General features: G+C 64.3%; 28 protein-coding genes. 8 read left to right on the top strand and 20 right to left on the bottom strand.

Going from position 1 to position 24,791, the window contains the following annotated elements; genetic code table 11:
- The first annotated feature begins 52 nt into the window (after nucleotides 1-52).
- Both zigA and ACP15W_RS09175 read left to right on the top strand, forming a co-directional pair.
- Complete coding sequence (zigA, locus tag ACP15W_RS09180) at nucleotides 53-1,273, top strand: zinc metallochaperone GTPase ZigA (RefSeq protein WP_424932576.1); 1,221 nt, start codon at nucleotides 53-55, stop codon at nucleotides 1,271-1,273.
- The gene (locus ACP15W_RS09175; protein WP_424932575.1) at nucleotides 1,263-1,538 is read left to right on the top strand and encodes a DUF6525 family protein; all 276 of its coding nucleotides are present in this window, start codon (nucleotides 1,263-1,265) and stop codon (nucleotides 1,536-1,538) included. Before zigA ends, ACP15W_RS09175 begins: the two co-directional genes overlap by 11 nt.
- Here the strand turns inward: ACP15W_RS09175 and ACP15W_RS09170 are convergent.
- The 12 genes from ACP15W_RS09170 to ACP15W_RS09115 form a co-directional block, all read right to left on the bottom strand.
- On the bottom strand, nucleotides 1,516-1,980 hold the full coding sequence (locus ACP15W_RS09170) for a DUF2380 domain-containing protein (RefSeq protein WP_424932574.1): 465 nt from the start codon (nucleotides 1,978-1,980) through the stop codon (nucleotides 1,516-1,518). The genes ACP15W_RS09175 and ACP15W_RS09170 overlap by 23 nt on opposite strands.
- A 68-nt stretch (nucleotides 1,981-2,048) precedes the next feature.
- Nucleotides 2,049-2,960, bottom strand: coding sequence for a LysR substrate-binding domain-containing protein (locus tag ACP15W_RS09165; RefSeq protein WP_424932573.1), 912 nt, complete (start codon nucleotides 2,958-2,960; stop codon nucleotides 2,049-2,051).
- 354 nt (nucleotides 2,961-3,314) lie between these two features.
- Nucleotides 3,315-3,998 carry a M48 family metalloprotease gene (locus ACP15W_RS09160; RefSeq protein ID WP_424932572.1) on the bottom strand — a complete coding sequence of 228 codons (684 nt, stop codon included), beginning with the start codon at nucleotides 3,996-3,998 and terminating at the stop codon, nucleotides 3,315-3,317.
- Between the two features lie 22 nt (nucleotides 3,999-4,020).
- Complete coding sequence (locus ACP15W_RS09155; protein WP_424932571.1) at nucleotides 4,021-4,572, bottom strand: DUF6653 family protein; 552 nt, start codon at nucleotides 4,570-4,572, stop codon at nucleotides 4,021-4,023.
- Between the two features lie 80 nt (nucleotides 4,573-4,652).
- Nucleotides 4,653-5,297: a DedA family protein gene (locus ACP15W_RS09150; protein WP_424932570.1), complete on the bottom strand. Its 645-nt coding sequence runs from the start codon at nucleotides 5,295-5,297 to the stop codon at nucleotides 4,653-4,655.
- Nucleotides 5,294-5,650, bottom strand: coding sequence for a hypothetical protein (locus ACP15W_RS09145; protein ID WP_424932569.1), 357 nt, complete (start codon nucleotides 5,648-5,650; stop codon nucleotides 5,294-5,296). Before ACP15W_RS09145 ends, ACP15W_RS09150 begins: the two co-directional genes overlap by 4 nt.
- Nucleotides 5,647-6,831 carry a vWA domain-containing protein gene (locus ACP15W_RS09140; RefSeq protein ID WP_424932568.1) on the bottom strand — a complete coding sequence of 395 codons (1,185 nt, stop codon included), beginning with the start codon at nucleotides 6,829-6,831 and terminating at the stop codon, nucleotides 5,647-5,649. Before ACP15W_RS09140 ends, ACP15W_RS09145 begins: the two co-directional genes overlap by 4 nt.
- 4 nt (nucleotides 6,832-6,835) lie before the next feature.
- Nucleotides 6,836-7,006: an apolipoprotein acyltransferase gene (locus ACP15W_RS09135; RefSeq protein ID WP_424932567.1), complete on the bottom strand. Its 171-nt coding sequence runs from the start codon at nucleotides 7,004-7,006 to the stop codon at nucleotides 6,836-6,838.
- Between the two features lie 4 nt (nucleotides 7,007-7,010).
- A complete protein-coding gene (locus ACP15W_RS09130) occupies nucleotides 7,011-8,363 on the bottom strand; it encodes a DUF2927 domain-containing protein (RefSeq protein ID WP_424932566.1) in 1,353 nt (450 codons plus the stop codon).
- The gene (locus tag ACP15W_RS09125) at nucleotides 8,360-8,806 is read right to left on the bottom strand and encodes an N-acetyltransferase family protein (RefSeq protein WP_424932565.1); all 447 of its coding nucleotides are present in this window, start codon (nucleotides 8,804-8,806) and stop codon (nucleotides 8,360-8,362) included. The genes ACP15W_RS09130 and ACP15W_RS09125 overlap by 4 nt, the downstream gene beginning before the upstream one ends.
- Nucleotides 8,807-8,837: 31 nt before the next feature.
- The gene (locus ACP15W_RS09120; RefSeq protein ID WP_424932564.1) at nucleotides 8,838-9,143 is read right to left on the bottom strand and encodes a hypothetical protein; all 306 of its coding nucleotides are present in this window, start codon (nucleotides 9,141-9,143) and stop codon (nucleotides 8,838-8,840) included.
- Between the two features lie 87 nt (nucleotides 9,144-9,230).
- Nucleotides 9,231-10,073 carry an AAA family ATPase gene (locus ACP15W_RS09115; RefSeq protein WP_424932563.1) on the bottom strand — a complete coding sequence of 281 codons (843 nt, stop codon included), beginning with the start codon at nucleotides 10,071-10,073 and terminating at the stop codon, nucleotides 9,231-9,233.
- A 328-nt stretch (nucleotides 10,074-10,401) separates the two neighbouring features.
- On the opposite strand from ACP15W_RS09115, the gene dksA reads away from it, so the two are divergent.
- Nucleotides 10,402-10,824, top strand: a complete 423-nt coding sequence (dksA, locus tag ACP15W_RS09110) for an RNA polymerase-binding protein DksA (RefSeq protein WP_424932869.1) — start codon at nucleotides 10,402-10,404, stop codon at nucleotides 10,822-10,824.
- A gap of 135 nt (nucleotides 10,825-10,959) precedes the next feature.
- Here the strand turns inward: dksA and ACP15W_RS09105 are convergent, their stop codons facing one another.
- Both ACP15W_RS09105 and ACP15W_RS09100 read right to left on the bottom strand, forming a co-directional pair.
- Nucleotides 10,960-11,820 carry a calcium-binding protein gene (locus tag ACP15W_RS09105; RefSeq protein WP_424932562.1) on the bottom strand — a complete coding sequence of 287 codons (861 nt, stop codon included), beginning with the start codon at nucleotides 11,818-11,820 and terminating at the stop codon, nucleotides 10,960-10,962.
- A 257-nt stretch (nucleotides 11,821-12,077) separates the two neighbouring features.
- On the bottom strand, nucleotides 12,078-12,521 hold the full coding sequence (locus ACP15W_RS09100; protein ID WP_424932561.1) for a hypothetical protein: 444 nt from the start codon (nucleotides 12,519-12,521) through the stop codon (nucleotides 12,078-12,080).
- A 126-nt stretch (nucleotides 12,522-12,647) separates the two neighbouring features.
- On the opposite strand from ACP15W_RS09100, the gene ACP15W_RS09095 reads away from it, so the two are divergent.
- Nucleotides 12,648-13,349: a thermonuclease family protein gene (locus ACP15W_RS09095; protein WP_424932560.1), complete on the top strand. Its 702-nt coding sequence runs from the start codon at nucleotides 12,648-12,650 to the stop codon at nucleotides 13,347-13,349.
- Nucleotides 13,350-13,359: 10 nt separating this feature from the next.
- Here the strand turns inward: ACP15W_RS09095 and ACP15W_RS09090 are convergent, their stop codons facing one another.
- On the bottom strand, nucleotides 13,360-13,584 hold the full coding sequence (locus ACP15W_RS09090; protein WP_424932559.1) for a hypothetical protein: 225 nt from the start codon (nucleotides 13,582-13,584) through the stop codon (nucleotides 13,360-13,362).
- Between the two features lie 111 nt (nucleotides 13,585-13,695).
- Here ACP15W_RS09090 and ACP15W_RS09085 point away from each other — a divergent pair, with 111 nt between their 5' ends.
- The 3 genes from ACP15W_RS09085 (at nucleotide 13,696) to ACP15W_RS09075 (ending at nucleotide 14,890) form a co-directional block, all read left to right on the top strand.
- Complete coding sequence (locus ACP15W_RS09085; protein WP_424932558.1) at nucleotides 13,696-14,307, top strand: TetR-like C-terminal domain-containing protein; 612 nt, start codon at nucleotides 13,696-13,698, stop codon at nucleotides 14,305-14,307.
- A gap of 72 nt (nucleotides 14,308-14,379) precedes the next feature.
- Complete coding sequence (locus ACP15W_RS09080; RefSeq protein WP_424932557.1) at nucleotides 14,380-14,565, top strand: DUF3008 family protein; 186 nt, start codon at nucleotides 14,380-14,382, stop codon at nucleotides 14,563-14,565.
- A 118-nt stretch (nucleotides 14,566-14,683) separates the two neighbouring features.
- Nucleotides 14,684-14,890, top strand: a complete 207-nt coding sequence (locus ACP15W_RS09075; RefSeq protein ID WP_424932556.1) for a hypothetical protein — start codon at nucleotides 14,684-14,686, stop codon at nucleotides 14,888-14,890.
- Between the two features lie 8 nt (nucleotides 14,891-14,898).
- Here the strand turns inward: ACP15W_RS09075 and ACP15W_RS09070 are convergent, their stop codons facing one another.
- The 3 genes from ACP15W_RS09070 to ACP15W_RS09060 all read right to left on the bottom strand — a co-directional run bounded on the left by ACP15W_RS09070 (nucleotide 14,899) and on the right by ACP15W_RS09060 (nucleotide 21,325).
- Complete coding sequence (locus ACP15W_RS09070; protein WP_424932555.1) at nucleotides 14,899-16,536, bottom strand: putative bifunctional diguanylate cyclase/phosphodiesterase; 1,638 nt, start codon at nucleotides 16,534-16,536, stop codon at nucleotides 14,899-14,901.
- Nucleotides 16,537-16,549: 13 nt separating this feature from the next.
- Nucleotides 16,550-18,385, bottom strand: coding sequence for an ATP-binding protein (locus ACP15W_RS09065; RefSeq protein ID WP_424932554.1), 1,836 nt, complete (start codon nucleotides 18,383-18,385; stop codon nucleotides 16,550-16,552).
- Nucleotides 18,386-18,550: 165 nt separating this feature from the next.
- The gene (locus ACP15W_RS09060; RefSeq protein WP_424932553.1) at nucleotides 18,551-21,325 is read right to left on the bottom strand and encodes a Calx-beta domain-containing protein; all 2,775 of its coding nucleotides are present in this window, start codon (nucleotides 21,323-21,325) and stop codon (nucleotides 18,551-18,553) included.
- A 402-nt stretch (nucleotides 21,326-21,727) separates the two neighbouring features.
- Here ACP15W_RS09060 and ACP15W_RS09055 point away from each other — a divergent pair, with 402 nt between their 5' ends.
- A complete protein-coding gene (locus tag ACP15W_RS09055; protein ID WP_424932552.1) occupies nucleotides 21,728-22,198 on the top strand; it encodes a hypothetical protein in 471 nt (156 codons plus the stop codon).
- 244 nt (nucleotides 22,199-22,442) lie between these two features.
- Here the strand turns inward: ACP15W_RS09055 and parE are convergent, their stop codons facing one another.
- Nucleotides 22,443-24,443, bottom strand: coding sequence for a DNA topoisomerase IV subunit B (gene parE, locus ACP15W_RS09050; protein ID WP_424932551.1), 2,001 nt, complete (start codon nucleotides 24,441-24,443; stop codon nucleotides 22,443-22,445).
- 128 nt (nucleotides 24,444-24,571) lie between these two features.
- Entirely contained in the window at nucleotides 24,572-24,784 is a 213-nt protein-coding gene (locus ACP15W_RS09045; protein WP_424932550.1) for a tautomerase family protein, read from the bottom strand.
- Between the last annotated feature and the right edge of the window lie 7 nt (nucleotides 24,785-24,791).

The following is a 24,791-nucleotide window of genomic DNA, read 5'->3' as shown; positions in this document are numbered from 1 at the left end:
GCAATGTTATATTATAACAATACATGAATCCTGGCATTTCCAAGGCTTCCCCATGACCCAGCCCGGCGATCCGCGCCTCCCCGTTACCGTTCTTTCCGGTTTCCTCGGTGCCGGAAAGACCACGCTTCTCAACCACATCCTCAACAACCGAGAAGGCCGCCGCGTTGCCGTGATCGTCAACGACATGTCGGACGTGAACATCGACGCCGATCTCGTGCGCGCCGGCGGGGCCGAGCTGTCCCGCGCCGAGGAAACGCTGGTCGAGATGACCAATGGCTGCATCTGCTGCACCCTGCGCGAGGATCTTCTGACCGAGGTTCGCCGCCTCGCCGACGAGAATCGCTTCGACTGCCTGCTGATCGAATCGACCGGCATCTCCGAACCGCTGCCCGTCGCCGCGAGCTTCGAGTTCCGGGACGAGGAGGGCCGCAGCCTCTCGGACATCGCCCGGCTCGACACCATGGTCACGGTCGTCGACGCCGTGAATCTGCTCAAGGATTATTCCAGCCACGATTTCCTGTCCCAGCGCGGCGAAAGCCTCGGTGAGGAAGACGAGCGCACCATCGTCAACCTGCTGGTCGATCAGATCGAGTTCGCCGACGTGATCGTGCTCAACAAGGTCAGCGAGGCCTGGATCCAGGATCTCGCCGTGGCCCGCCGCATCATCCGCAGCCTCAATCCCGACGCGCTGCTGATCGAGACGGACCATGCCCGCGTCCGCACCGAAAGCATCCTCGACACCGGCCGCTTCGACTTCGACAGTGCCCACACCCACCCACTCTGGTTCAAGGAACTCTACGGTTTTCAGGATCACGTGCCGGAAACCGAGGAATACGGCATTTCCTCCTTCGTCTACCGGGCCAGGCGGCCTTTCCACCCGGCCGCACTTCAGGCCGTTCTCAACGGTCCTCTCCCCGGCGTGATCCGCGCCAAGGGCCATTTCTGGATTGCCACGCGGCCCGAGTGGGTAGCCGAGTTCAGCCTCGCGGGCGCCGTCAGTTCGGTGAGCCCGCTGGGGCGCTGGTGGGCGGCCGTGCCGCGGGACTACTGGCCCGATGACCCGGACATGGTCTCGCGGATGACGGCCCAGTGGCAGGAGCCCTTCGGAGATCGCCGGCAAGAACTCGTGTTCATCGGGGCCGATCTTGACCGCGAGGCGATCTCGGCGCGGCTCGATGCCTGCCTCGTGGCGCAATCGGGCGCTTTCGAGCCCGAGGTCTGGTCCGATCTGCCCGATCCGTTCCCGGCCTGGGGGCGCTCCCATGCCGCGTAACGCCGCGACCCGCCTGCCCCGGCGGCGTCGCGAGGGCGATGCCATGGCCGAATTCGACGCGCTGCCCGCCGAACTGCGGCGCTGGCTCCATACGGCGGCCCTGCCCTGGAGCCCCCGCTCCGCGCGCCGGGCCTGGGCGCGGGCACGCCGTGCCGCAGGCGGCGATCCGGAGCAGGTGTTCGCCCGGCTCGACGCACTGGAAGCCAACACCCTCTCGCGTGATCGCTTTGCCGCAGGGTCGATCAACGCTCCCGGAGGTTCCTGACGAGAAACTGTTCCGCCCGCTGCCAGCTCTCGTCGGTATCACCGCGAAAGTTCAGCTCGCGCTGCGTGATGACCTGCCCCTGGGCTACATCGACGACGTTCACATACATCCGCATGATGAGCGTGGAGGTCTTGAGCACGGCGGCAAAGAGCGCCACGTCGGCCTCGGCGGCGCGGGCCAACCCGACCAGACAGTCCGGTGCCTCGCCGGGGCAACGGGCTTGAAGGTCACCCTCCGGGATCAGCACCACGGCGTCGTAATCCGCCGCAAGATCCCTCACGAGCGCGTCGCCCATGGCCGCGAGTCGCGCCGCATGAGCCGCCGACTGGTCCTCGTCCTCGCCCGACGTGTCGAGAAACATCACCGGCATCACTGCCAGGGTGTCTGCTGTCGCGGTCCCGGCAAGACCCAGCGCGGCAAGGGCAACGAGAAGCTTGAGCATGGTGGATAGACCCCGGTTTTCCCCAAGCCTATCGCGCGGGCCGTCTGTTCCGAACCCCTCCTTCCGGGTCAGTTCGTGGCGTCCCTGCGCCAGTTCACCACCGAACAGGCCATTTCCTGCTGCAACCATTGGCGAAACCGCATCACGCTCGGGTTGCGCCGGGCCTTCGACCCGGTCACGAACCAGTAGGCCGCTCCGGTGCTTTCCCGCCGCGCGAAAGGCGCCGCCAGACGACCGCGCTCCAGCGCATCGCACGCGAGCGTTTCCCAGGCCATGAACAGGCCCTGTCCGGTCATCGCGGCATCGAGGCAGAGCGAGGCATCGCGATAGGTCGGCCCGCCCGGCAGATCGGTCGGGCGTCTGCCAAGGGGCGCAAGCCACTCCTCCCAGCCATAAAGCTCTTCGTTCTCACGGATCACCGGCAGCTCAAATAGATCCTCTTCCGTGCGGATCGTGCCCGCCAGTTCGGGCGTGCAGACCGGGAAGATGCGCTGGTCGAGAAGCTTCACCGCCTCGACGCCCTTGCCGGGGGCACGGCCCACGCGAATGCCGACATCCACGTCCGACGTGTCGAGATCGACCAAAGGCACGCCCGGTTCGATACGCACCGAAATGCCCGGCCAGAGTTCGTTGAAGCGCCGGATTCGCCAAATGAGCCAACGGCTGGCGAAGATCGGCGCGACCGAGACCACGAGCGAGCAGGGCCGCGTCGCATCGATGTCCTCAACAATGGCGTCCAGTTCCAACATGGCCCGCGTAAGCCGCGGCAACACATTGGCGCAAAGCTCCGTCGGCACCAGCCCGGCAGGCGTGCGCAGGAAGAGCTTGCGCCCCAGCAAGGCCTCTGCCTTTGAAATCCGCTGGCTTAGGGCGCCGGAGGTGACGCCCAGTTCTTCCGCTGCGCGCGCAAGTGTGCCCGCCCGGCCCGCGGCCTCAATGGCTCGAAGCCCGGAAAGGGGAATCCTGTTCAGGTGACGCATATAGTTTTTCTAAACTCAGCCGTTCATGATTTCAATTTTCGGGTGAGCAGGAACGTCACATGCTGCCGGAATGGAAAATCCGCTTCTCAAATGGTTCGTGAGGTTGGTGAGGCACACGCCCGAACCGATATCGGGGCAAAGCTGGCGCCGCGACCCGCTCTCACACCCCGCACTTCAGGCAATGTCGCAACGCGAACTGGCAGATTTGCCTTTCGATCCAGAACGCGTTGAGAGCGACTAGACCGGAACCGTGTCAGGCGGAAACACCGAATGAAAAAGGGATTCTGGCCAAATCAAGACTTGGAATGAAATCCTTTGTTCAAACTGTTTCAGTTTGAACCGTTGTCGCCAGCCCTAACGCGCCCGCCAGCCCGCATCCAGCCGCTCGATGGCAGAGATCCGGTCTTCGGACTTCGGGTGGCTCGCAATCCAGGCCGGTGGCCGCCCGCCCAGCCCGGATAGCCGCTCGAGCTTGCCCAGCAGCCGGGTCTGCGGCGCTGTCCCTATCCCGGCCTTCGTCATGAGCGCGGCCGCATAGGCATCGGCCTCGTATTCGTCCGAACGCGAGAGATGCGCGCCGAGCATGGAGGCCAGCAGGTTGGCAAGCAGCACGCCCAGTCCGGGAATGAGCCGCCCGAGAACCATCGAAAGCCCGACCCGGATCGCGTTCTGCCCTGTGAAATCCACCATCCTGCGCCGTGAATGGCCCAAGGCCACATGGCCGAGCTCATGGGCCACGACGCTCGCGATCTCCTCCGCACTCACTTCGCCCTGCCGGAACCGGTTGTAGAACCCGCGGGTGAGGAAGATCCGCCCGTCCGGCGCGGCGAGCCCGTTCACCGTCTCGATCTCGAAAATCCGCACCTTGAGCTGCGGCAGATCGAGGGCGCGGGCGAGTTTGCCGAACACCGGTTCGAGTTGCGGGTCCTGCAAGGCGCGCGACTGCGCATCCAGCATCCGCGCCGTGCGCCATGCGGAAAACTGATACATGACGAGCCCGTAGAGCGCCGCCATCAGGATTGGCGTCAGATAGACCATGCGTTCGGGCCGGATAGAGAGATCAGCGCATCCATGAAGCATATATGGGGTGCGTGCGGCTCATGTCATCATAGAGCCAGACCATCCGGTCGAGAAACCAGAACTTCCCGAGCAGGCTCAGCACCAGACCCAGCAGCAGCGGCCAGGCGTCCTCGAACAGGAGGCCCAGCCCGATCAGCGGCAACCCGGCCAGCGAGAATCCCATGATGATGGGGAGGGCGCGGTGGTAATGCCGCGGCACCGGAACCCGCTTTCGATTGAGCCAGACCCGCTCGCCCATGACAGCCTTCGACATCCAGTTCGCCGTCGTGGTCGGCGGTGGGAAGACCCGCGGGTTGATCCAGGTCCAGACCACGAGAGCCGCGATGGCCGGCCAGAACAGCCCGTCAAGCGCGTCGCGCCACCAGATCGCCGCCGTCATCAGCGGCAGGATCGGCACCCGGCTCCATCCGCTCCAGGGATTCGCGTGCCGCTCCCAGACCGTGTCTGTCATGCCGAACAGCGCGGCCAGCCCCCGCGCCGGGCCGGTCGCGGCAGAGGTGTTCCGTTCAGGGCTGGCGTGGGGCCGGTCCATGCTGTCTATCCCGCATTGGCAATTGCCTGCCCATCATGCCAAGCGCGTCGCGCGCGGCACAGGGCTTTTCGCCATAAGGGTTAGCCGGCTTCCCGAACCTCTTCTTCCGCAAGTGCGCGGCTCGCGCGCGTGGCACTGATCCGACGCAGACGGTTGCGCAGGAGATAGCCCGACACCACGGCCGCCAGCCCGGCCAGCAGCAGCCCGACGGAGTTGCTCAGAATGTCCGCCAACTCGGTGATCCGATCCGAGAAGAGATACCCGAGGCTCAGGTAGAAGGTGATCCAGATCGCCTCGCCCGCCACGTCCCAGAGGGTGAAGCGCAGCCAGCTCAGACCGGCTGCACCGGCGGCAAGATTGACCCAGGGCCCGAGCGGCGCAAACAGCCAGGTCGAGAAGAAAACCCCCACACCGCCCCAGCGGTCGACCACCCGATGTGCCCGCGCGACGAGTTTTGCCCGCGTCGGATCGCGGTTGAGAAACGCCATCACGCGCACACCGCCATAGCGCCCGATGCGGAACCCGGTCTGATCGCCGCACACCGCACCCCCGAAGGCCGCAAGCAGCGTCTGCCAGAACACCATGTCGCCCGAGGCCGAGAACGCGCCCGCCGCCAGCATCACGAAGGCCGTGGGCACCGGCAGCGCGAGGCAGGAGAAATAGGCCGAAAGCAGAACCACGACCAGCCCGTAGCTCGCCACGAGGCTGAAGAGCAGATCTGTCACGGCTTGCGCTCCCGAAATCCGGCGATCGCCTCCTCGATGCGCCGTTCGAGCTCGGGCAGCGGTTCACCCCGCTTCTCCGCGATCGAGGCCAGCGTCGGCGGCTTTGCCTTGGTGCGCTTGGGTTCGATCTCGAGCGCGTCCAGCACCACCTCGGGGGGCACGTGCCAGGAATGGGCGATGTAGCGTGGCGTCATCCAACCCGCGATCGGCTGGTCGCGGTGCATCGGATCGCCCCAGTAGATCGCATTGAGCACCATGCGCCCGCCGAAGAAGACCGTGAGCGCACAGGCCAGCACGAAGGCCATCAGGAGCAGGCGGTTCTGCCGCCACAGCCTCTTGATCGCCACCATCATCGCGCCAGCGCCTTGATGCCATCCTCAAGCCCCGAGAGCGTCATGGGATACATGCGTCCACCGAAGATCTGCGAGATCATCGAAACCGAATGGGTATAGCCCCAGGCCGCCTCGGTCAGCGGATTGATCCAGATTGCATGGGGCCAGGTGTCGAGCACCCGTCGGAGCCAGGTCTCGCCGCTCTCCTCGTTCCAGTGCTCGTTCGCCCCGCCCGGATAGGCGATCTCGTAGGGCGACATCGCCGCATCGCCCACGAAGATCACGCGGTAGTCCGGCCCGAAGGTATGGAGCACGTCGAGGGTCGGGATCTGCTCGGTCCACCGTCGGCGGTTGTCCTTCCACAGTCCCTCGTAGATGCAGTTGTGGAAGTAGAAGTATTCAAGATGCTTGAACTCCATCCGCGCGGCGGAAAACAGTTCTTCCACCACCCGGATATGCGGGTCCATCGAGCCGCCCACATCGAGAAACAGCAGCACCTTCACCGCGTTGCGCCGCTCGGGGCGGGTCTTCACGTCAAGCCAGCCCTGCTCCGCCGTCGCGCGGATCGTCCCGCCGAGATCCAACTCGTCATGGGCCCCGTCGCGCGCCCATTTCCGCAACCGTCGAAGGGCCACCTTGATGTTGCGCGTGCCGAGCTCGACCGAATCGTCGAGGTTGCGGAACTCGCGCTTGTCCCAGACCTTCACCGCGCGCTGGTGGCGGCTCTCGTCCTGCCCGATCCGCACGCCCTCGGGGTTGTAGCCAAAGGCACCGAAAGGCGAGGTGCCCGCGGTGCCGATCCACTTGTTGCCGCCCTGATGCCTGCCCTGCTGCTCCTTCAGCCGCTCCGCCAGGGTCTGCATCAGCTTGTCGAACCCGCCCAGCGCCTCGATCTCGGCACGCTCGGACGCGGTGAGATGCTTCTCGGCAAGCTTTCTCAGCCATTCCTTCGGCAGATCGACGCTCTCGAGGACCTCCTCCAGTGTCAGATCCTCCAGCCCGCCGAACACGGCCGCGAACACTCGGTCGAACCGGTCAAGATGGCGCTCGTCCTTCACCAGCGCCGCGCGCGCCAGATAGTAGAATCCCTCCGCGTCATAGAGCACCAGATCCGCCCGCAGCGCCTCGAGGAAGGTGAGATACTCCCGCAGGGAAACCGGCACCTTCGCTGCACGCAGATCTGCAAAGAACCCGGTGAACATGGGTTCAGATCACCCCCAGCCGCTGAAGCACCACGATAGCAGCCATGGTCAGCAGCGCGAAGAGGATTGCGTGAACGGCCGCGTATTGAAGCCCGTCGAACCGGTCGCCGCCGCGCCGCTTCGCCCTGCGCCAGCCGAAGAATGCGCCAAGGATGAAGGCTATCAGGATCAGCACGGTCTCACTCCATGTCGGGCGCGGCGAGGGCTGCAAGCAACGCCTGCTCGCGCGCCAGATCTCCGCTGTCGTCGCCGAAGCCGTATCGCGCCCAGCGCAGGCTGTCGACCCGTGTCTCCCGTGCGGCCTCTTCCTCTCCCATTCCGCTCAGTGCGTCCGCCTTCATGGAGAGAAGCCCCGCCACGAGGATCGCATTCTGCGCCTCGATTGCCGCCGGTACATGCCGGTCGGCGAGATCGGCCGCGATGTCATACTGTTCGGTCGCAATGGCCATTGCCGCGAGATGGACACCCGCCTGGGCCGTGCGCACGTCCTCCAGCCCGAGCTGGCGCGCGAACGACATGTAGGCATCGGAGAAATACTGCGCCGCGGCCACCGGGTTCTGGCGAAGGTTGAGCCGGCCCAGCGTCAGGAGCGACACGCCGAGCCTGTGGTCGGTCGGGTCCATCTCGATCGCGATCTGCGAGGCCGAGATTGCCCCCCGCATCCGTTCCGCTCGGCCCGCCCTGCGCGAAAGGGCCGTCTCGATGGCGCTGGACCACGCGACGGATTCCGGCGCGCGCGGCTCGCGCGGCAGATTGCGCCCCTTCGGATTGATCCGGTTGAGCACGGGGACCACCTGCGCCTGCGCCTCGTCCCGGCTCATGCCGCTGGAGAACTCCGGCTGGTAGAGCGTGCGCAGGATCAGCATGTCGAAGGAGGTCGCGGCGCCGTGAAAGTTGTCGTCGTTCCAGATCGAATCCGGCAGCCGGTAGAGATCGTTGGCCGGCCCGAGCGCCTGGGTGATTTCCTCGTTGAGACAGTCCCGTACATCCTGCGGCAGCGAGTCTTGCGGCAGAAAGATCACCGCATGGGTGAGCGTTTCCTGTTCGGACCAGCGAGTCCGCTGGGAATCCCGCTGGCGCAGGAACCCGTTCCAGTTCTCCACACCAGGCACGATGAAACAGGCCGCATCGGGAAAGAACCGCGCGATCTGATCGGTCGGAACCGCCTCTATCACGATCTCGGCGGCATCCGCGTCATCCGTTTCGCGGATGTCGATCCCGGCCTCCCGACGCAGCCGCGCGAGCAGGGCATCGAGATCGCGGCGATAGCCCGCAAGGGAGTTCGGCCCCATGTAGACCCGCACCGGGCCTTCGTAGCGCAAGAGCCCGTCGAGCGTCTCGCCGTTCTCGAGCCCAAAGGTGATGTCGAGGAAATCCTCGGCCAGATCGGCGTTCGAGCGCGCCACGCCGATGGGCCGCGAGGTGTCGCCGAACCGGATCGTCGAGATCGTCGTCCGGTCGCTTTCCGGCAGGGTGCAGGCTGCCAGCATCGTCAGCCCCGCCAGTCCCGAAAGGCGGATCGGCGCTCTCATTTTCCCGGTCGCTTGTATTTGATGAAGGGGGTGAGGGTGCCCACGCGGTCATAAAGTTGCCGTGCCTCGGCGTTGAAATCCTGGGTCAGCCAGTAGACATTCGGCCGTCCGGCCGCATCCGCTGCGGCGTAAACCGCCTCGATCAGCGCGCGACCCCCGCCCTGTCCGCGATGCTGCGGTGCGACATAGAGATCCTGGAGATAGCAGGCATCCTCGATCTGCCAGCCATGACGATGAAAGATGTAGTGAGCGAGCCCGGCCGGCTGGCCATCCGCCTCGGCAATCAACCCGTGGTAGTCCCCGATCTCGGGGTCGGTAAGCCGGGCGAAACTCGTCCTGTAGACGGTTTCGGGCAGTTCCGTCTCGTAAAAGGCCAGGTAATCCCGCCATAGACCGCGCCAGACGGCCTCATCCGCACGTGCGAGTGGGCGCACCGAGATCATGCGGCTGCTCCACTTCGCGAAGGCCTTCGGATCAGCGGCGAAGCCGCATGGCGTTCGAGCGGGTCTTGGCGCGGATCGGGCTCAGCGCGGCCGCCGCGATGCCCACAGGGTCGGCTCCACGAGCCGCAGCCACGGCCGCGCCCTCGCTCGCTGCCGCGAAAGCAGTGGCTTTTTCCAGAACCATTCCAACGGCTTCCGGTCCTGTCATGGCCCCCTGGCTGATCTGAACCGTGCGCCGTGCGATCACTTCCGCCGCGGCCATGTTCATCTGTGTGTAGTGGAGGGCGAGCTTCATCCAGGAATTCGCGGCCTCCATGGAATAGTACGGTCCTATCATATCTTCGGCCTACCTCAAAAGCATGTTGCAGTGCAGCATACATGCAAATTCTCGTATTGTCATGTGATTCTGCGAACGAACCCCGCATCATCGATTGTCCCGTCGCGCCATGAAAGCGAGACGTTCGAACAGGTGGACATCCTGTTCGTTCTTCAGAAGGGCGCCGTGAAGCTTCGGCAGCGAGTGGTTCGCCTCGCGCCGCAGATCCTCCGGCTGGAGATCCTCGGAGAGGATGAGCTTGAGCCAGTCAAGAACCTCCGAGGTCGAGGGCTTCTTCTTCAGCCCCGGCGTCTCGCGGATCTCGAAGAACTGCGTCAGTGCGGTGCGCACGAGATGCGGCTTGATGCCTGGGTAGTGCACCTCCACGATCTTCGCCAGGGTTTCCGCATCGGGGAACCGGATGTAGTGGAAGAAACACCGGCGCAGGAAGGCGTCTGGCAGTTCCTTCTCGTTGTTCGAGGTGATGATCACGATGGGCCGTGCCTCAGCCCGGATCGTCTCGCCCGTTTCGTAGACATGGAATTCCATCCGGTCGAGCTCCTGCAGGAGATCGTTGGGGAATTCGATATCGGCCTTGTCGATTTCGTCGATGAGCAGAACCACCTTCCCCTTGGATGCGAATGCATTCCACAACGGCCCGGGGCGAATATAGTTCCGCACGTCATGCACGCGCTCTTCGCCAAGCTGGCTGTCGCGCAGGCGGCTCACCGCATCGTATTCGTAGAGACCCTGTGTCGCCTTGGTGGTGGACTTGATGTTCCACTCCATCAGCGGCAGGTCGAGGCCGGAGGCAATCTGCCGGGCAAGCTCGGTCTTGCCCGTTCCGGGCTCCCCCTTCACCAGCAGGGGGCGCTCGAGCGTGATGGCCGCGTTGACCGCCACCGTGAGGTCCGCCGTGGCTACATACTCGTCCGAACCCTGAAATTTCATCGCCCGTCTGCCTCTGTGTTCATGATAGCGATGCAAGCTAGCAGCGTCCCTGTCTCGTGCAAGGCGCGATGTTGCGCAAGTGCCGCTGTGGGCAGCATTCCGCGGCTTGCATGCAACGGATCCCCCCGGGCGTGCAACCGGTGCGGGTCGTTCGCTTCGTTAGCCAAGTTATCGCAGCGCCCTGTTTTTTCCGCCTGCGGGGGGGTATTCTTCGCGTGACATTGCCGAGCAAACCCGGTATCGGGTGCGCAACATATGGTGGTGCCTTTCAGATGGGCGCATGTCTGTTCCTGAAGGCTCCGGAGTCCTTGAAGTTGAGGTTAGTCCGATGAAGGCCGAGACGTCTTTCGAAATCGATTATAAGCCAAGTGAAGACGAGCCCTTCATGAACCCGCGACAGCTCGAGTATTTCCGTCAGAAGCTGCTGACATGGAAAAACTCGATCCTCGAGGAGAGCCGGGGCACGATCGAGCACATGCAGGAAGGCACCCGCAACATCCCCGACATCGCGGATCGCGCCAGCGAGGAGACCGACCGGGCGCTCGAACTCCGCACCCGCGATCGTCAGCGCAAGGTCGTCTCGAAGATCGACGCCGCGCTGCGCCGCATCGAGGACGGCTCCTACGGCTATTGCGAGGATACCGGTGAGCCGATCTCGCTCAAGCGCCTCGAAGCCCGCCCGATCGCGACGCTGAGCCTCGAAGCGCAGGAGCGGCACGAGCGCAAGGAACGCGTCCACCGGGACGACTGATCCTGCATTCGGGCGTCCCCGTCCCGGACGCTCATACCGCCAGAAACAGTCGAGCGCGGACGAACCCGTCCGCGCTTTTTCTTTGGCGTAACTCCCTGCCCGTCGCGATGCACCTGCGCGGGCAGGGCGCGCGCATCACATAAGGATGTCGCTTTCGAAGATCGAGCCGACAATCTTGATCGAGAAATCGGCACTGCCGTCACCGTCGATATCGCCCTTGATCACGCCGTCCTTGATGCGAAGCTCGCCTTCCGTCTCGGAGAAATCCTCCCGGCCGATCCATTCGAATTCCTGATCGCCGGCCTCGGTCTCGTCGGCGTCGATCTCGCTCAGATCCAGTTCATCGCCGTCTTCCCGCTGGAAGACCACCTTGTCGGCCTTCCGCCCGTTGCGGGACTCATCTGCGTCACGGAAGATGAAGCTGTCCGCGCCCGAGCCGCCCTTGAGAATATCCTTGCCGGCGCCGCCGATCAGGTCGTCATCGCCCGACCCGCCCTTCAGCGTATCCTTGCCCGAACCGCCCTTCAGCATGTCGAGGTCCGCGCCGCCGATCAGCTTGTCGGCACCGCTTCCCCCCTTCAGCAGGTCGTTCCCCTGGCCCCCGAAGATCAGATCCGCACCGCCGCGGCCTTCCGCTTCATCATCACCGTCGCCCGAGCGGATCTCGTCATCGTCCCCTGAACCTTCGAGCATGTTGTCATAGGCTTCGAGACCGGTTTCGATGAACTCCTCGAGATCCTCCTCGAGCGTATCGAGCCAATCGCCCAGAGCATCCGCCTTCGCATCGGAAAGTTCGTCCGAAACCTGGTCGACCCAATCACCAAGGCGCTCCATCAGGGCGTCGAGCCAGTCCTCCAGGCGCTCTTCGTTGGCATCGACCCAATCTTCCAGATCGCCCGTCACGGAATCCAGCGAGCCCGGCATGGATTCGGAAAGGAATCCCTTGATGTCCGTCGCAAGAAGATCGGTATCGATATCTCCGATGATAAGTGCCATGCAGGTTTCCTCGCTGGTGTGTTTTGAATTTCCAGCGGTGTATATCCAGGTTTGTCAAATAAACGTAGTTTCCAAATGGTTTCAGCTTAATGCAATCTGAATTTCATACTTTATACTTGCAACATACCGGTAAGTAGTAAGGGAATTGATCTGTGAAATCATCGGGGGTGCCACATCGCTCTGCTTGATGCAGAATGAAACGACCCGGAAGATCGGCGTGAAGAAACCGGCGGAAATTGGCGCGGGCGGCCGGGATTTCAGCTGATCGGCGGCTGGCACTGAAGCGGGATGTCCGTCACCGCCGTCATTTCCTGGATGAGAGGCACATCGTCGCCCGATCCCGCTTCGAGGATCAGGATATCGTTGCCCATGCGCGCGTGCCGGAAACAGGCCGTGCCTTCCACATCCCAGTGAAAGCAGTAGAACGGCTCGGAGTAATCCCAGGTGCCGTTCATGCAACTCCCGTCGTAAAGCTGAAGGGACACGTAGTTGGTACCGGGATAGTAATGCTCGTGCGCCCAGAGCTGACCCTCGATGCGGTAGACGAGCGTCTTGCCCATCACCATCGCGGTCCATTCCTCGACGGGAATGTCTGTCGCTCCCTCCACCACCGGCTCGACATCCTGTGCAGGTGCAGCGCCAGAGAGAAACCCGACAAGGCCGAGTGCCGCGAGAAAGGTGGTCGAACGGGTCATTCGCATCAGTCAGGGCCTCCGCCGGCCGGCGGTTGATAAAGCGGGATAGTGGTCCCGAGACGATTGCTACGCAGGTTCGGTTAACCATATGTTGGCGAAAACGCCAGCACAACTCACCACATGGTAAACGACTTGACCCGAATTTTCCGGCGGCAGATGCGCCTCGCGGCCCTCTTGCTCTGCGCCACTCTTGCCGCGCCCCTTGCCATTCCCCATTCCGCCCACGCCGAGATCACCGGCACGCCCGAAGCCCTCGATGCGGACACCTTCGACATCGGCATGGTCCGCATCCGCCTCCACGGTGTCGATGCCCCCGAACTGTCACAGACCTGCACCCATGAGGGCGGCGGCACATGGCCCTGCGGCGCACGGGCACTCGAGCGATTCCGGGAGCTTGCAGGGCAGGGACGGGTGGTCTGCACGGGCCGTGAGCGTGACCCCTACGGCCGGATCATCGCGACCTGCGAGGCCGCCGGGGTGGATATCGGCCGGGCGCTCGTCTCCGAGGGGCTTGCATGGGCCTACCGCGAATACAGCGATGATTACGCCCCCGAAGAAGCGCGCGCCCGTGCCGCTGGCCTCGGCATCTGGCAGGCCGAAACCCAGACCGCCTGGGCCTTTCGCGCCGATCGCTGGCAACGCGCCGCCGCCTCCGCGCCGCGCACCGGCTGCCCGATCAAGGGCAACATCAACGGCAAGGGCGAGCGGATCTACCACACGCCCTGGTCGAAGTATTACAGCCGCACCAAGATCAACGAGGCCAATGGCGAGGCCTGGTTCTGCGACGAGGCCGAAGCCGAAGCCGCAGGCTGGCGCCCGGCGGCCAACCGCTAGCGCCGCACCCTCACCGCAGGATGAAGCCGCTGAAATGGCGGTGAATCCGCGGGATCACCCCCCAGACCATGCTCACAACCACCAGCGGCACCAGCACGAAGGTCCGCTGCCAGATTGCCCACTCCAGGGTGAGCGGCACGATCACGTAAAGGAGCCCCGTGACAAGCGGATAGACACCCAGACCGACAAGCAGGGCAAACCGGATGCGGGAAACGGCGGGCGGAGATGCTGACATGAGAACACCCTCTATCAAAACGGAACGTTTCATTATATAAAACGGACCGTATCGTTCCGTCAAGTGCCGTGTTATGAACCCCCACTGTCACAACGAAAGACCGAGGCGAACATGACGGAAGAGGAGCAGGAGGGGCCACGCCGGTCCATCGGTGCGCGGCGCAACCCGGCGAGTGCGGAGGCCATCCTCGAAGCCGCGGAGGCCATTCTCGCGGAATCCGGGCCGTCGGGGTTTTCCATAGAGGCCGTGGCGCGGCGTGCGCGGGCGGGCAAGCCCACGATCTACCGCTGGTGGCCCACACGGATGATCCTCCTCCTCGACGTCTATCACCGCCAGAAGGGCCTGCCCCGGTTCGAGCGCACCGGCGATCTGGCCGAGGAGCTTCACATCTTCCTGCGCGAACTGCTCAAGCGCTGGCGGGAAGGGCCCATGGGCCAGATCTTCCGCATGATCATCGCCGAAGCCCAGACCGACGAGGAAACCTCGGAGGCCCTGGCCAACTACCTGCTCAACCGCCGCCGCGACCTTGCCACGCTCTTTGCCGAGGCCGCCGCGCGACAGCCCTCCGCCCCCCGCGCCAATCCGGAACTGGCCGCCGAAATCGTCTCCGCCTTCGCCTGGGAACGGCTGCTGACCGGCCGGCTGGACGTGCCAGACGAGGAAATCCGGGACGTCACACGGATCATCGCCAACGGATTTCTCCGGCCACCGCCTCGTGGCTGACGTTGCCGACCGCGCCCTCCGCCCTACCCTCAATCCGGTGGAACCCCCACGGACAAGACCGGAGGAATGCCGATGAAAGCCCAGTCCAAGGCCCAGCAGCAGGCCGCAGGTGCTGCCCTCTCCGCCAAGCGTGGCGAGACCGATCCGTCCGATCTTCAGGGCGCATCCCGCGACATGTACGACTCGATGACCGAGGCCGAACTCGACGAGATGGCCTCGACCAGCCATGACGATCTGCCCGACCGACAGGAGAGCTGACCGCTCCGGCGACCGGCCGCGCATCACGATAATGTCAGCCGCCCGCGGCTCGCTCCCGGCCCGTCGGGCCACAAATCGTTAGGGCAAAGATACTGCAACCCCGAGGATGGAGGCTCCCATGTCCGCACCCGACACCGATCTTGAAAAGCAGAAGAAACGCCACGCCGTTCCGCTCGCGGGCATGGTGGCCGTCATTGCCATCGCAATCCTCGGTCTCGTGTTCCTGATCAGCTTCTTCACGAAAGAGCCCGGAGCCGACGAAGAACCGGCGGCAGAAGTCTCGACCCTCGTTCTCCCGGCAGAGACAATCGTCCTGCCAGTCTGATCCCCGGATCAGCGCGCGGAGGAAATCGCGCGGGGCAGGGGCTCGGACCCGCGCGTCGGCGCGCTCAGCCGCGTCTGGCACTCCTGGCCCGGAATGTCCGGGTCGCTCAGGAAGAGCGGCCGCGAGAAACAAAACCCCTGCGCGCAGTCGATCCCGGTTTCGGCCTTGAGATAGGCCAGCTCCTCGATCTTCTCGACCCCCTCCACGATGATGTTCATGCCGAGCGATGTCGCAAGCGCCTCGATGGCGCGAAGGATGCTCTGGCTCCGCGGTCGAGAATGGACATTGGTGATGAAGGACCGATCCACCTTCACTTCGTCCGCCGTGATCGCCGCAAGCGACGAGAGCGAAGAATAGCCCACGCCGAAATCGTCGATGGAAACCCGCGCGCCCACCGAGCGGATCAGCGGCAGGATATGCGCCTGGAAGCTCGTTGACGGCAGGAAAGCCTCTTCGGTCAGTTCCAGCATGAACCGATCCGCGAAACCCGAGGCCTCCAGCGCGTTCACGAGCCCCTGCATGAATTCGAAATCCCCGGCCTGACAGGCCGCAACATTGATGCTGATCGAACTGTCGCGGCCGAAGGCCTCGTTGATCTGGTCGATGGAGGCAATCGTCCGTTCGAGAATGTGATGGGTGATCGCATCGAGCAGCCCCAGCTCGGCGGCCAGCATCAGGAAGTCTCCTGGACCGTGCATCGCACCGTCCTCGTCGTACCAGCGCATGAGCACCTCCACGCCGGTGATCGCCCCGGTGCGGAAGTTCACCTTCGGCTGATAGGCGCAGGTCACACGCCGGTCCCGGATCATCAGCCGCAGCCGTTGTTCCTGCCGGTTGCGCTCCGCCGCAGCGTGCTCGATGGAGGGGTTGTAGAAACAGACCGTGCCCTTGGCCGTCGCCTTGCTGGCATACATCGCCCGGTCCGCGTTGGTCCTGAGCTGGTCATAGGTCATCCCATCGTCGGGATAGGTGCAGACCCCGATGGAAGCCGAGGGGAAGATCTCGAACCCGTCGACGATCAACGGCTCCTTCAGCCGCTCCGAAAGCCAGTCAAGGTCGAGCGCCAGTTCGTCGCGCCCGCTCACCGGTGTCAGCAGCAGCAGAAATTCATCCCCGCTCAACCGCCCCAGCACATCCGTCGGCCGCAGCATCCCCTGTATGCGCCGTGACAGCGCGGTCAGCAGCTGATCGCCCACATTGTGGCCGTAATAGTCGTTGATGTTCTTGAAGCCGTCGAGATCGAGAAAGGCCAGCGCAAAGGGGCCGGGATCGCTGCGGATCAGCGTCGCGACGCTTTCCTCCATCAGCACGCGCTTCGGCAGGCCGGTCAGCTCGTCGAAATAGACCCGGCGGATAAGTTCCTCCTCGCGGTCCGCATCGATCCTGCGATCCACGTGGAAGGACAGCTCGTAGTCCTCTCCCCCGATCGGAACGCTCAGGTGCTCGCGACGATAGCGCGGCGTGCCGGTGTCGCTTGACTGGGACAGATCGGCCTCTTCGGGCGCCGGGCCGGAAAGCCTGCGCACGGTCCCGTCGGGCGCGCGCAACTCGAGCCCGAGAGGCGCCGCCGCAAGAATTTCGTGCAGCGATGGCCCCGAGCCCGCGCCGCCGTCATCCCATGAGGGGGCTGCCGATTCCTGCGTCATTGCGTTTCACCCCTCAGCGCCGAAGCGGAACATACCCGTTCCCGCCGGTTCCCCCCTCCAGAGGCGACGTCCCGGAAGAGACCCCCGCCGCGCCGCCATCCGAAAGCGACCGCAGCCCCATGGCGAGCGTGTTCTGCTGCGGGGCCTCCACCCGGCGGCGCGCCACCGGCGGCCTTCCCGCCAGATCCCTGTCCCGGCGCACGTCGCTCGTTGTCGCGTTGCGCCAGCGCTGAATCGCCGTCTGCACGATCTCCTGGTAGGAGCCCGGCGCCTGCTTCTCGCCGCGCGAGCCCATGTCGCTGCACGGCAGTCCCTCCTGCGGAACCGTGTCCACGATGAAGCGCGTCGGCAGCGGCAGGCCCTCGCCCATCGCAACCACCTCGCGCTCTCCGAGCGAGGGCACGAAGGACAGCAGGTTCGCCGCCGCTTCCGAGACCGCCGAGCGCAAGAGCGCCTGGTCGTTGTCGTTCGTCATCCGCATCACGAAGAACGTGCCGCACTGGGAAACGATTGTCGGATCGATTTCCGCAGGGCGCTGGGAGACCAGCCCGAGATGCACGCCGTATTTCCGTCCCTCGCGGGCAATGCGCTTGAGCGCCCGCCGCGCCGGGGCGAAGCCCGAGTGATGGTCGGAGGAGGCATAGCGATGTGCCTCCTCGCAGATGAGCAGCAGCGGCAGCGCCCCGTCGGACCACAGCGCGAAATCGAAGGCCAGCCGCGACACCACGCAGACCACGGCATCCACCACCTCGTCGGGCAGGCTCGCAAGCTGCAGCACGGTGATCTGTCGTTCGGCCGTCTCCAGCCCGAAAAGCTGGCCGATCACCTGCGCCATCGTGTCGCCGCCGGCAATCGCGTTCTTGAACATGAACTGGTGGCGCGGATCGTTGCGGATGGCGTCCACCCGCATCATCAGCCGGTTGTGGTTCATCCGCGAGGAGCGGTTCTCCAGCTTGCCCATCCGCTCGTCAATGAGCTGGATCAGGTCGCCGATCTGGTAGGGCGAGGGCGTGTCGGCGGTGAAACCGTTGTGTCGCGGCCGGCGTTTCTCGATGGTCGGACCTTCCGCGGAGGATTGGCTGGCATAGAGCCCCTTCGCCACCGGAATGAGCTCCTGCAGGATCTCGACCTCCTCGGGTGCGGCCGGCTTGCCGCCATAGATCACATCCGTGATCTCCTCGAAATTGAACAGCCAGTAGGGCAGGTGCAGGTTCTGCGCCCCGATGGCCGTGGCGCGCGCCCCGAAAGCCTGTGTATACTCGTTGTGCACGTCAAGCATCAGCACCCGCAGATCCTTGCGGCTCTCGGTCATCTCGTTGAGAATCTTCGTGGTCGCGCTCGACTTGCCGACGCCGGTGGAGCCCACGATGGCGAAATGCTTCGAAAGCATCTGGTCCACGTCCACATAGGCCGGTGTCGATTCCGCCTCGGTGATCTGCCCGATCCGGATCGACCGCTGCCCGCCGGTGGCGAAGATGAGGTTCAGCTCCTCGTGTCCGATCATCTCCACCGGATCGCCGATGGCCGGATAGTCGCGCACGCCACGCCGGAAACGCGATGCACCTTCGGATGTCAGGATCTCCCCCATCAGGTCGAGCTGCGCCAGGGCATGGGCCTTCGCGCCGCCCCGTTCCGTCTCGGGATCGACGCTGACTTCCGTGATCATGCCGATGAGGGTCACGCCCCGGCCCCGGATGGCGAGAAGCTTGCCCACCGTCGCCCTCTGGCTCTGGTCCTCGGCGCCGACCGTGGGCTCGGGCAGGGCCACACGGGCCCGCGATCCGTGCACCGAAAAGACCCAACCCACATGTCGGCCACCTTGCGCGCCCCCAAGAGCCTGATCCGACATGCTGTAACCTCTTACTACACGGAAATACGCCGCAGAGATGCTACAAACAGTTTGAAATTCGGTAAAACTGGCAAGCCCGCAACCCGTTGTCGCATCACATGCCTAACGCGCGGCAGAACGGGGAAGGGCCAGGCCGGTCCCCCGGCCCGCCCCGATCCTGCAGCCTCAGAGGATCAGATCGTCCTTCGAGAGGTTGAGGATTCCGTCGAGTTCGATCTGGAAATCGGCCGTCTTGTCGCCGTCGATATCGCCCGAGAGCACACCGTTCTTCATCCGCAGCTCGCCCTTGTCGCCCGAGAAGCTGTCCTTGCCGATGAAGTCGAACTTCTGATCGCCGGACTTGCGCTCGTTGGCGTCGATCTTGCTGAGATCCACGATGTCCTTGCCGCGCTTGAAATCGGTGATCAGGTCGCGGTTGTCCTTGTTGCCGGCCTCTTCGGCGGACTTGAAGATGAAAATGTCGGACCCGTCATCGCCCTGCAGCTTGTCGCGGCCCTGTCCGCCCTCGATCTTGTCGTCGCCAGCGCCGCCCTTGATCGTGTCCTTGCCCTTGCCCCCGGAGATCTTGTCGTTGCTCTTGCCACCGAAGATCTTGTCGTTGCCGTTGTTGCCCTTCAGGGTGTCCTTGCCCTTGTCGCCGAGGATCTCGTCATTCCCGTCGCCGCCGAGGATCTCGTCCTTCCCGTTGCCCCCCGCCAGCGCATCGTCGCCCGCCAGCCCGGTGATGCGATCGTTGCCATCGTCCCCGAAGATCGCGTCCGACCCCTTCGTGCCCGACAGGCTGTCATCCTCCGTCGAGCCGGTGATCGAACCGTCATGGATCGTCACCGTGCCCGACTGCACATCGGCCACGGCACCCGGCGCATCGATCGCGATCCGGAAGGTCTCCGGCGTCTCCAGCTTCGCGTCGCCCAGAACCTTGAGGCTGAAGGAGGCCTCGCGCTGCCCCTCCTCGAAGGTAAGCGTGCCCTTCTTCTTGACGTAGTCCTTGCCGGACTTCGCCGTGCCGTCGACCGTTCGGTAATCCACCGAGAACGTGCTGGTGGCCGCCCGCGACAGCGAGACATTGACGGAGATGTGCCGGTCATCGAGCCCGGTCTCGGTCACCGTCGGCTCGGAAACCGCAAGTGCCAGCTTGTTGGTCGTCCCGTCGTCGTCCATGATCCAGCTGTCGGCCCGCAGGACAGGCGCGCCGTTCTCCAGCTTCGCCCCGCCCGTGACGTTGAACGCCTCGAGCGTGATCGTCTCGTCGGTCTCCGAAACCGTGTCGTCGATCAGCCGCAGCGAGACGATCTTCGAGGTCTCGCCCGCCTGGAACCGCGCCGTGCCGCTGTAGGAGGAGGTATAGGTGTCCGAACCGATGATCCCCTCGCGCGAAAGGAAGCGGTATTCCACGTCCACCGGGCCGGTCGGCGGCTCCGAAAGGCTGATCGTCCAGTAGAGATACTGCGAGGACGTGCCCTCGGGGCTGTGCGAACCATCGACCGAAACCGTCGGCATCCCGTCATCCGCGGCGGCATCGTCGTCGAGGATCGTGGCGATGTGGTTGGAAATCGAGGCAATCTCCGAGGGCGCATCGATCGAGAGCGAGAAATGCTCGCTCGCCTCGAAATCCTTGTCGCCGAGGATCTTCACCGCAACCGAGGCCTTGGTCTGGCCCTCCACGAAGGTCACGCTGCCCTTGGTCTTCTCGTAATCGACACCCGCCTTGGCCGATCCGTCCACCGTCTTGTAGTCGACGGTCATCGTCTCCGTCGCGGGCCGGGACAGCTCGAACTCGAACTCCGCGTTGCGCTCGCCCTTGTGCCCCTCGTTCACCGTCGGGCTCCGGACCACCATCGCCAGCTTGTCGGTGATGCCGTCGTCGTCGAGGATCCAGCTCGTCGCCGAGAGATAGGGCACATCATTGGCAAGCTTCGGCCCGCCGCTCACGTTGTAGACCTCCAGCGTCACCGCCTCGTCGGTCTCGGTCAGCGCGTCGGCGTTGATGCGCGCACGCACGGTCTGGCTGGTCTCGCCCGGATCGAAGGTCACGTAGGAATCCACGTGCTGCACGTCCGCGCCGGCATAATAATAGCCGTCGAGGGCGGTGTCGGAGAAGGTCCGGTAGTAGACCCGCACCGTGCCCGTCGCCGCCTCGCTCAGCGTGATCGCCCAATTCGCGTAGTTGGCGCTCGACCCGGTGCCCTCGGGCCGCGCCGACCCGCTCACATGCACCGAGGGCATGCCCGCATCGGCCGCCGCGTCATCGTCGAGGATTTCCGCCTCGCCGATGGAGACATCCACGATATCCTCGGGCGCATCCACCGCCAGGGTGAAGCCCTCCACCGGCTCGATATCGGTGTCGCCCTTGATCCTGACCGTGACCGTCGCGGTATCCTCGCCGTCGAGAAACGTCACCGAGCCGCTCTTCGCGATGTAGTCCTCGCCGGCGATGGCCGAGCCGTCCACCGTCTCGTAATCCACCGTGATGTTGCCATCCGCGGGGCGGGAGAGCGAAAGCTCGAAGACCGCATCGGTGCGGCCATTGTCGCCTTCCGCCACGATGGGGCGCGAGACATGCAGCGCGCGCTTCTCGTTCACCCCGTCATCGTCGAGGATCCAGCCGACCGAGCGCATCACCGGCCCGGAATAGATGAAGTTGTTCCCCGCCGAGACGCTGTAGGCCTCGAGCACCACCGCCTCGTCGTGCTCCGCAAGCGCATCCGCCGTCACCCGCAGGCGCACGCTTTCCGAGGTCTCGTCGGTGTCGATGGTGACATAGCTGTCGTAGGCGGCGGAAGTATCCGTGCCCACATAGGCGGTGTCGGTCAGGAACCGGTAGTAGATCCGGACATCGCTGGTTTGCGCGCCCGAAACATCGAAGGTCCAGACGAGATAATTGCTGGAACTGGACGTGCCTTCCGGCGCAACGCCGCCCTCGAGATCAATAGTAGCCATTCTGAACTGTCCCCACCCGACGCAAGAAATTTGCGAAAACCACCGGATCCCCCGATCCGCCTTGCACACTATTTCGTGTTAACAAACGTTAATCAAATACTATTGCCGCGGGTCAATGAATTTCACGCAGTTTCACTGCGCATTAACTTTGATTGTCATGTCGGGTCGGTCGGGCCTTGGACGAAGCAGCGCACTCACCCCGAAGGTGGGCACCAAAGGCGTGGCCCGCGCCCCGGACGATCTGAAGGACTTCCGCCCGGCGATCTCGCACGGTCCGAAGGTGAGCGCAGTCGCGCCCGCCCGTGGGGGCGGGGCGTGCGCGATCCGGTGCTGCGCACCGTGCCCCCAGCCTTGACACAAATCACTCTTCCACGGACCTTTGTCCCGTCGGAGGGCATTGGTTTGGCCGCATTCGAGATCACGTCATTCCTGAAAGTCGCGCGCCTCCTGCTCGCCGCGCGCGCACTCGCCGGCGACCCTGCCACCTTCCACAAGAGAGAAGCCCTCCTCGCCCTCGCCCGGGATGACGCCGCGCTCAGGGGCCTCCTGCGCGAGCGTGGCCTCAACCCGCTCGCCCGCCAGATGGCGAAAGTCGCCGAAGAGGCCGAGGCCATGACCCATCCCGGCTACGCCATCGATGATGCCAAGGCGATCTTCTGGCAGGTCGCCCCGGAAGCCCTGTCCGACCCGGCCATCTTCGCGCGGGGAAATCCCGATCCCCGGGCCATCACCGATGCCATGGTCGCGCGTATCAAGGCCTCGTCCCACCGGCGCGACTTCACGGAGCGCGAGCTCAACGATGCTTATTTCCGCAGGGTCTGCGATCTGATGTTGAGCCAGATGTCCGCCCAGACCACGCGCGAGACGACCTGAAGGACCACTGCCCGCCGATCGCGCGCGCCCCGAAGGTGGGCGCAATCGCGCTTGGCCCAAGGGGCGGGGCTTGCGCAAGAGCACCGGGGCCGCACTGCGGCGTTCGGCACGGCACGGAAATGTGCCAAATTGAACGTTGACCCGATTTCAGTGCCCGGGGCGTGGCCACAAAATCATATGCATGAAATATGCATGGAATGCATATTGTTTGCATATACCGATTTCCTGCCCGGAGCCTGCGAAATCAGACGTCCAGATCCTCCGCGAATTGCGCGTTTTCCTGAATATACTGGAAGCGCATTTCGGGCTTCTTGCCCATCAGCCGTTCCACCAGCCCGGCCGTGTCGTCCTCGCCATCCTCGTCGTCCGGCAGCGTCACCGTCACCCGGATGAGGGTCCGACTGTCCGGGCTCATGGTGGTCTCCTTGAGCTGCGCGGGCATCATCTCGCCCAGGCCCTTGAAACGGGAGACCTCGATCTTGCCCCGCCCGCCAAGGCCCTTCTCCAGCAGCGCGTCTTTCTCTGCATCTGTCTGAACATAAACGGATTTCGCGCCCTGCGTCAGACGGTAGAGCGGCGGTGCCGCGAGGAACAGATGCCCGTGATCTATGAGTGGCCGCATCTGCGTGAAGAAGAACGTCATGAGCAGCGAGGCGATATGCGCCCCGTCCACATCGGCGTCCGTCATGATGATGATCCGCTCGTAGCGCAGGTCCGCGAGGTTGAAGCGCGAGCCGGTCTGGACCCCCATCGCCTGGCAAAGATCGCTCAGCTCCTGGTTCGCCATCATCTTCGACGAGGCCGCCCCCAGCACGTTCAGGATCTTGCCCCGAAGCGGCAGAACGGCCTGCGTTTTCCGGTTTCGCGCCTGTTTCGCCGACCCCCCCGCGCTGTCGCCCTCGACGAGGAAAAGCTCGGAGCCGCCCTTGGTCGCGCCTGAGCAATCCGCGAGCTTGCCCGGCAGGCGCAGCTTCTTCACCGCCGTTTTGCGCTGGGTTTCTTTCTCCGCCCGGCGCCGTGCCCGTTCCTCGGCCTTCAGGACAAGGTAGTCGAGGATCGCGCCCGCGGTCTTCGTGTCGGCAGCCAGCCAGTTGTCGAACCGGTCGCGCACGGCCCCTTCCACCAGCCGCGCAGCCTCCTGGGTTGCCAGCCGGTCCTTGGTCTGACCGACGAATTCGGGTTCCGCGATGAAGACCGAGATCATGGCCGAGCCGCCCGCCATCAGGTCGTCGCGGGTGATCTGCGCGGCCTTGCGGTTGTTCACCAGTTCGCCATAGGCCCGAATGCCCTTCAGGAGTGCCGCCCAGAAGCCTTGTTCGTGGGTGCCGCCCTCAGGCGTCGGGACCGTGTTGCAGTAGGACGAGACGAAGGCATCGCGCTGCGGGGTCCAGTTGATCGCCCATTCCACCGAGCCAATCGCCCCGGACCCGTAGCGCTCTGCAAACTCGACCTTTCCGGCAAAGGGAGCGTCCGAATAGCACTGCGCGCCTTCGAGCCGCTCGCCCAGGTAATCCGCCAGTCCTCCGGGAAAGTGGAAGGTCGCGGCTTCCGGCGTGTCGTCCTTGGGGCCAATGCAGGCCGGATCGCATTTCCAGCGGATCTCGACGCCCGAGAAGAGATAGGCCTTCGAGCGCACCATCTTCATCAGCCGCGCGGGCTTGAACCGGGCGTCCGCCCCGAAGATCTGAGCGTCCGGATGGAAGGTCACGCTCGTGCCGCGCCGGTTCTGGGTCGGGCCCACTTCCGTGAGCGGGGCCTGCGGAAGCCCGCGCGAAAATTCCTGGCGGTAGAGCTTCTTCGAACGCGCAACCTCGACGGCAACGAAATCCGAAAGGGCGTTCACCACCGAGATGCCGACGCCGTGCAGACCCCCGGAAGTCTGGTAGGCCTTGCCGGAGAACTTGCCACCCGCGTGCAGCGTGCAGAGGATCACCTCCAGCGCCGAGCGGTCGGGAAAGCGCGGATGCGGATCGACCGGAATGCCGCGCCCGTTGTCGCGCACGGTTACCGAAAAATCACCGTGAAGCTCCACTTCGATCCGGTTGGCGTGACCCGCCACCGCTTCGTCCATCGAGTTGTCGAGCACTTCTGCAACCAGATGGTGAAGTGCCCGCTCATCGGTGCCGCCGATATACATGCCGGGGCGTTTGCGGACCGGCTCCAGCCCCTCGAGCACCTCGATGGCGGACGCATCATATCCCTTGGAGTCGGGATCATCGCCAAAGAGATCGTGGGGTTGGGCCATGGAGCACCTCTTTTCCAAAGGCCCGCCACCTCTAGAGGCGGGCGAATTGGGCGATGCTATATCTTGTTTGGCGAGCTTGGCAAACAGGAAGGCAAGGAGCAGCGCCCGTCCGGCCGGGCGCGGTTTGCCTAATCCCGTGCGCGGAAAGGGGCCGGCGTGACATAGACCGCGTCGGCCCGGCCATAACCGCCGTCCTTCACCTCCTCGATGAGAACCATGGTATGGGGCCGCGCGGCCTCGGTGAAATACTCGGCGAGCATGTCCGTGACCCGATGAATGACTTCTTCCTTCTGGGGAGTGCTCAACGCGGCTTCGGGGATCTTGATGTTCACGAAAGGCATTTTGCTT

This window comes from Amaricoccus macauensis (assembly GCF_049800915.1).
Lineage (GTDB): Bacteria > Pseudomonadota > Alphaproteobacteria > Rhodobacterales > Rhodobacteraceae > Amaricoccus > Amaricoccus macauensis_A.
This window is presented reverse-complemented; position numbering and strand designations above follow the sequence as displayed.